Consider the following 6,218-nt stretch of genomic DNA (forward strand, 5'->3'; position numbering starts at 1 on the left):
ACCCGGACCACGAGCGCCCCGCTCCGGCCGTCGCCGCCGGACACGGCGACCGCCCCCGCGCCCGGCGGCCGACAACGCTACGGCGAGGGCCACCGACCTTCGTCGTCGCCGCCCTCCGCCTGGCACCCCGCCAACCCGCCGCCCGGCAGGCAGGGCCCGGGAACGCCCCGCTTGCTCCGTCGCTGCCGTCAACGGTGACCACGCACACGCCACGCGGCCGACAGCGCTGCCTAAAGGGCCGCCGACCTGCATCGTCGCTGTCTTCTCCCTTACGCCCCGGCAGCCTGTCGCCCGGCCGGGGTCCATGGGCGGGGCACCGGCCCTGCCGTCGCCGCCCTTCACGGTGACCACCCGCACGCCCGCCGCCCGGCGGCGCTGCCGTACGGTCCGCTGGCCTTCGTCGTGGCTGCCTCGTCACCTGGCGCTCTGAGGTCCTGCCACCTGTCGGGCAGCCCGTGAGCGGGGTGCCGACCCGGCCGCCTCCCTGATTCCCAAGGGACCCGGCACTCGGCAGGCAAGTGCGGGCACATGCCCTCCTCGGGCCGTCGCCGCCGAGGACGTCGACCACGCACACGCCCGACACATGACAGCGCTGCCGCCAGAGCCCGCCCGCCGCTCCTCGTCGCTGCTGACTTTCGCCTCGCTCTCCGGCGGCCCGCCCCCCGGCCGGGGCCGATGAGTAAGGCGCCTGTCACTCCCGCCTTGGCCGCGCACACCCCGAGGTGCCGTATGGCCGCCATCACTCCGTGGGCCCGTCAGGGTCGCCGACGCCATCGGCGCCGCCCCTGGTGACGGTGGTCGGCGGCCGGTTTCTGTGGCGGCCTCCCGCCGCCTCGCCACCCGAGGGCGGGTCCACACGATCGTGGATCCACTATTTCGTGGATTCACCGATTCCTGTATCGTCGTCACCATGCTGAGCATCGCCACCGACATCGACGCCCTGGCCCGGTTCGGGCGGGCACTGGCGGATCCGATCCGCTGCCGCATCCTCCTCGCCCTGCGCGACGTGCCCGCGCATCCGGCCGATCTGGCCGACGTGCTCGGCATCAGCCGCACCCGGCTCTCCAACCACCTCGCCTGCCTGCGCGACTGCGGCCTGGTCGTCGCCGTTCCCGCCGGGCGGCGGGTGCGCTACGAGCTCGCCGACCCCCGGCTCGCCCACGCCCTGGACGACCTGCGCTCGGCCGTCATCGCCGTGGAGAACGACAAGACCTGCCTCGACGCGAAGCAGGGGGAGGACTGCTGCTGATGCCCGCCCGCACCGGCACCTCCGACCGCAGGCGCGAGACGCTGACCCGGCGCATCCGCCTGATCGTGGCCGGAACCATCGCCTACAACCTGGTCGAGGCCGCCGTCGCCATCACCGCCGGGTCCCTGGCCTCCTCGGCGGCGCTCATCGGGTTCGGCCTGGACTCGCTCGTGGAGGTCTCCTCCGCACTCGCCGTGGCCTGGCAGTTCTCCGCCCGCGACGCGGCGGTGCGCCAGTCGCGCGAGCGCCGCGCCCTGCGCGTGATCGCCCTCTCCTTCTTCGCCCTGGCCGCCTACGTCACCTTCGAGGCCGTCCGCTCCTTCACCGGCGCCGACGCCGAGCCCTCCACCGTCGGCATCGCCCTGGCCGCGCTGTCCGCGGCGGTCATGCCCCTGCTGTCCTGGGCCGAGCGCCGTACCGGCCGCGAGCTGGGCTCGGCCACCGCGGTGGCCGACTCCAAGCAGACCATGCTGTGCGCCTACCTGTCGGCCGCGCTCCTGGTGGGCCTGCTGGCCAACGCCCTGCTCGGCTGGACCTGGGCCGACCCGGTCGTCGCGCTGGTCATCGCCGCCGTGGCCGTGCGCGAGGGCGTGGAGGCCTGGCGGGGCGACGCCTGCTGCGCCAGCGGCGGCATGGCGCTGGCCGTCGCCCCCGGCGATGCGGCCGACGCCGACGCCGACGGCTGCGGGTGCGGGGACGGCTGCTCCTGCTGCTGACCCGCGCCGGGAGCCTGCGCGGACGCGGTGGGCCCCGGGGGCGGGCCGCGGAAAAGCCGGTGGCCCGCCCCCGCGTCCACTGGCATGATCATCGCCATGTCCGTACGTGAACTGGTCGTCCTCGGCAGCTCCAGCGCCGTTCCCACCAAGCGCCGCAACCACAACGGCTATTTCCTGCTCTGGGACGACCACGGGATCCTCTTCGACCCGGGAGAGGGCACACAGCGGCAGATGCGCTACGCCGGGCTGGCCGCCCACGACATCACCCGCCTGTGCATCACCCACTTCCACGGCGACCACTGCCTCGGCGTCCCCGGCGTGGTGCAGCGCATCGCCCGCGACCGCGTCGAGCACACCGTGCGGGCCGCATACCCCGCCGCGGGCCAGACCTTCTGGGAGCGGCTGCGCCACGCCACCGCCTTCGGCGACACCGACGCCATCACCGCCCAGCCCGTGGACGGGCTCGGCGCCTGCCCCCTGGACGGCGACGGGCTCAGGCTCACCGCGCTCCCGCTGGACCACCGCATGCCCGCCTTCGGCTACCGCCTCCAGGAGCCCGACGGGCTGCGGATGCTGCCCGACCGGCTGGCGGCCCTGGGCATCTCCGGCCCCGACGTCGGCCGCCTGCAGCGCGAGGGGCAGGTCGTGGGCCCCGAGGGCCGCCGCGTGACGGTGGAGGAGTGCTCGGTCCCCCGCCCCGGCCAGTCGATGGCCTTCGTGATGGACACCGGCGTGTGCGACAACGCGGTGCGGCTGGCCGAGGATGCCGACATGCTCGTCATCGAGTCCACCTACCTGGACTCCGAGGCGAAGCTGGCCTCGGACTACCGGCACCTGACCGCCGGCCAGGCGGGACGCATCGCCGCCGAGGCCCGCGCGCGCCTGCTGGTGCTCACGCACATCTCCGAGCGCTACGAGGCCGACGACGAGCCCCGGTTCGCCGAGCAGGCGGCGGCCCACTTCGACGGCACCATCGTCCTGGCCCAGGACCTGGACCGGATCAAGGTCCCCAAGCGCCGCGCCTGAGGAGCGGCGCGCCCGGGCCGCCGGGCGTGCACGGTGGCCCGCTCAGGTGTGCCGGTCGGCCTCGGCCGCCTCCTTGAGCAGGGCCAGGCCGACCCTCCACGCGCGGGCGTTCTCCTCGGCGTGGTCGTGCCGCACGCCTTCGGGCCCCGGCAGCGCGCCGAACCCGCCCTCGCACAGCTCCACCCGCGTCCCGCCGCCCTCCTCCGGGCTCAGCCGCAGCTCCACGCGGGTGCTGCGGCCCGGCTCGGGCGGCACATCCGGCTCCAGGGACCACCGGAAGGCGAACACCTCGCCGGGCTCGGCGCGCTCCACCACCCCCCGGTAGGTGCCGTGCTCCTTCCAGGTGAAGGCGGTGGAGCCGCCCGGCACCGGGTCGACCTCGGCGCCGTCGAAGGCGAACCAGCGGCGCATCCCGTCGGCCGAGGCCACCAGGCGCCACACGCTGTCGGGCGGCGCATCGACGGTCACGGTGCAGGAGATCTCGTCCACGGTACTCACGCGCCCCTCCTCGGCCTGCTGCCCTGCGGGCCGACCCCGAACCGGCGCCTGCCCGCATCCGACCGTATTCTCCGGCGCCCCCGGCCACCGAGGAGGCGCGCTGTGGCGGCACACGGACGCGCCCCGTGCCTGCGCCGCGTCACGCGCCTGGAGAGGGTCGGGGTGATCACCGGCCATCGGGGGCGGAGCGGAGGTGGGCGCCTGCGGCCTGGAGACCTTGGAGGAGCTGGGGTCCCCGTCGATCGTTGAGGGGGGACTCTGTATCGGCTGCGGACACGGCGGGGCGCCCATGGATCGGGACGGTGGTCCGGATGCTGAAGGGGCGGTTGGGGCCGGAGCACCGTGCCGGGTGTACCGCCGGGGCCCATGGACCGGGGTGTGCCGGGGCTCTGCGCGCTCTACGCCGCGATCGGGCACGGCGCACAGTTCCGATCAACCATCCAGCCGACTACGACTGTCGTCGTGGGACTGCGTCGGCTCTTCGGCCGCCCCGCCTACCCGCTGCGGGGCGGCTCCCACCTGACGGTGAGGTCCGTCAGGTCCGAGGACTGAGCGGGTGGGCCGGGCCCGCAGGCCGGGCCGTCGCCCCCGTCATCACTTCTCGGCGACCATGATGTCGTTGCCGTCGGGGTCCTCGACCTTGATGTAGGTGCCCCACGGCTCGGTCACCGGCTCGGAGACGGTCGCCCCGCGCTCGCGCAGCTCGCGGGCGGTGGCCGAGGCGTCGTCGCAGGCCAGGGTCAGGTAGGCGCCCTCGCCGGGGGAACGGTTGAACTCCGAGGCGGTGTGCACGGTGATGCGCGTGCCCCCGCCGGGCGGGGCGATCTCGATCCAGCGGGCGCCCGGCCACATCTCCGCGTCCTTGACGGTGTGGAACCCCAGGACGCGGGTGTAGAAATCGACCGTGGTGGCCTGGTCGCGCACGTACAGCACGGCGAGGTCGACAGTGGTGATCATCGGCGCCTCCGTTGCCGCGCGGCCCGCCCCTTGCGCGGTACCGCCTCGGGCCACCGTAACCGGGGCCGCCGACAGCGCCCGGCAGCCGGAGCCGCCGGGCGCGTCGCGGAGCGGGCAGGAGAAGGGAGGGGAGGGGCGGCCCGGTGCCGCCCCTCCCCGCGCGGTCAGCCGCGCCCTGCGTGCCGATCGGCCTCGGCCTCGATGAGGTCGGCGGCGACCCGGACGCCGCCCTTCGTGTCCAGCTCGGCGCTGATCTCGGCCAGGCGCGCGGCCACCGCCGGGGAGGAGGTCAGCTCCTCCAGGGCCGACCGGAGCGCGTCGGCGGTGGCGTCCTCGGTGTCGATGCGCCGCGCCACGCCCTGGGCCTGCAGGGTGTCGGCATTGCTGAACTGGTCGGCGAACTGCGGCACGGCGATCATCGGCACACCGCAGACCAGGCCCTCGCTGGAGCCGCCCATCCCCGCGTGGGTGACGAACGCCGAGGCCTGCCGCAGGATGGCCAGCTGCGGCACCCACCGGTGCACCTCGACGTTGTCGGGGACCTCCCCCAGCTCCTCGGGGAGCACGTGCTTGCCGATCTGCAGCACGACGTGCCATCCGTCCAGGCCGCCGAAGGCGGCGACGCACGCGCGGTAGAAGTCCGGCAGCGCGGTGAAGGCGGTGCCCAGCGACACCAGCAGGACGCGCTTGCCCTCCGCGCCGGGCGGCGGGCTCCACTCGCCCTGCTCGGCCCGCTCGCCCAGGCAGGGGCCGATGAAGGAGACCACGTCGGGGTCGACGGTGTCGGCGTAGGGCTGCATGGCGCGGGGGATGAGGGCCAGCGCACGGCGCGGGTGCCCGGCGAAGTCGCTGACGGACAGCGGAACCCCCTGCTCGTCGAGCCAGGCGCCGAAGCGCTCCAGGTACCCACTGGCCCCGGGCAGGGCCTTGACCTGCGCCCCGACGGTCTCCTCGTAGTCCTTCCAGGCCACATAGGTGGGCGAGAGCTGGACGGCGGGCACGCCCCAGTTCTCGGCGAGCACGCGGGCCGGGTAGCCCGCGATGTCGTACAGGAACACGTCGGGGCGGTCGTCCTCGTAGGCGGCGCGGACGGTCGGCATGATCGCCTTGGCGTCGTCGAGGAAGAGCTCCATGGCGGCGATGGGGTCCTCGGGCCAGGAGTGGTCGTCGACCGGGAGCGTGCTGGTGAAGGGGACCAGCTCGGCCCCCGCGCCGGTGACCAGCTCCTCCATACGGGGGTCGTTGGCGTAGGTGACGCGGTGGCCGCGCCGGGCCAGCTCGCGGATGATCTCCAGGCTCGGAATGACGTGGCTGATGGCGGGGGTACCGACCATGGCGATGTGAAGGCGCTTGCGGTGCACGGGTGCTCCAATGCAGGTCTACGACGGATCGGTCGCGTCCGGGGACCGGCGGCCTCAGGGCATGCCGAAGGCGCGGCCGGGCGGCCGGACATACGGGAGGGGAATGGCTCCGGAAGGGGCCCGGAGGGCGCGCGGCGCCCTGCGTCGGGCGGCTTCGGGCTAGCCGTAGATCTGCAAGTGCATGGGACGAATATAGCGACCGTCCACCGCTGGTGCATCTGGTTTTCGGCGCGGCGGCAGGGGGCGTAGGCGGGCAGGCGGAGGGCGAGGGCGTGTTTCTTGGGTCAGGCCCTACTGCGCGGCGCCCAGGCACGCCCCTCGCTGCGTTCTCATCAGTCGACAGCGCGCCCAGGCTGACTCCTCTGCTTTTAGGAGGCACAGCGGCCTTGCGATGGACGCACCTGGACACCG

6 protein-coding genes are annotated in these 6,218 nt (G+C 74.3%); 3 read left to right on the forward strand and 3 right to left on the reverse strand.

Features of this window, described 5'->3' with window-relative positions; all coding sequences use genetic code 11:
* Positions 1-910: 910 nt before the first annotated feature.
* From D476_RS0130365 to D476_RS0130375, 3 genes are all read left to right on the forward strand, one after another.
* On the forward strand, positions 911-1,249 hold the full coding sequence (locus D476_RS0130365) for an ArsR/SmtB family transcription factor (RefSeq protein ID WP_017627637.1): 339 nt from the start codon (positions 911-913) through the stop codon (positions 1,247-1,249).
* Positions 1,249-1,965 (forward strand): cation transporter, encoded by a 717-nt coding sequence (locus D476_RS0130370; protein ID WP_017627638.1) that lies wholly within the window; start codon positions 1,249-1,251, stop codon positions 1,963-1,965. The genes D476_RS0130365 and D476_RS0130370 overlap by 1 nt, the downstream gene beginning before the upstream one ends.
* A gap of 96 nt (positions 1,966-2,061) precedes the next feature.
* Positions 2,062-2,991: a ribonuclease Z gene (locus tag D476_RS0130375; RefSeq protein WP_026124004.1), complete on the forward strand. Its 930-nt coding sequence runs from the start codon at positions 2,062-2,064 to the stop codon at positions 2,989-2,991.
* A gap of 42 nt (positions 2,992-3,033) precedes the next feature.
* On the opposite strand, the gene D476_RS0130380 is transcribed toward D476_RS0130375, so the two are convergent.
* The 3 genes from D476_RS0130380 to D476_RS0130395 all read right to left on the reverse strand — a co-directional run bounded on the left by D476_RS0130380 (position 3,034) and on the right by D476_RS0130395 (position 5,807).
* Positions 3,034-3,489 carry an SRPBCC domain-containing protein gene (locus tag D476_RS0130380; protein WP_040728843.1) on the reverse strand — a complete coding sequence of 152 codons (456 nt, stop codon included), beginning with the start codon at positions 3,487-3,489 and terminating at the stop codon, positions 3,034-3,036.
* 594 nt (positions 3,490-4,083) lie between these two features.
* The gene (locus D476_RS0130390; RefSeq protein ID WP_017627642.1) at positions 4,084-4,446 is read right to left on the reverse strand and encodes a VOC family protein; all 363 of its coding nucleotides are present in this window, start codon (positions 4,444-4,446) and stop codon (positions 4,084-4,086) included.
* Positions 4,447-4,610: 164 nt separating this feature from the next.
* Positions 4,611-5,807, reverse strand: a complete 1,197-nt coding sequence (locus D476_RS0130395) for a macrolide family glycosyltransferase (RefSeq protein ID WP_017627643.1) — start codon at positions 5,805-5,807, stop codon at positions 4,611-4,613.
* Positions 5,808-6,218: the final 411 nt, after the last annotated feature.

The sequence above is a fragment of the Nocardiopsis chromatogenes YIM 90109 genome (assembly GCF_000341185.1).
GTDB classification, from domain to species: Bacteria; Actinomycetota; Actinomycetes; order Streptosporangiales; family Streptosporangiaceae; genus Nocardiopsis_A; species Nocardiopsis_A chromatogenes.

Bases quoted from the DNA above. Each gene is read 5' to 3' on its own strand.
- D476_RS0130370 (WP_017627638.1), top strand. From the start codon at position 1,249: ATGCCCGCCCGCACCGGCACCTCCGACCGCAGGCGCGAGACGCTGACC.
- D476_RS0130390 (WP_017627642.1), bottom strand. From the start codon at position 4,446: ATGATCACCACTGTCGACCTCGCCGTGCTGTACGTGCGCGACCAGGCC.
- D476_RS0130375 (WP_026124004.1), top strand. From the start codon at position 2,062: ATGTCCGTACGTGAACTGGTCGTCCTCGGCAGCTCCAGCGCCGTTCCC.
- D476_RS0130365 (WP_017627637.1), top strand. From the start codon at position 911: ATGCTGAGCATCGCCACCGACATCGACGCCCTGGCCCGGTTCGGGCGG.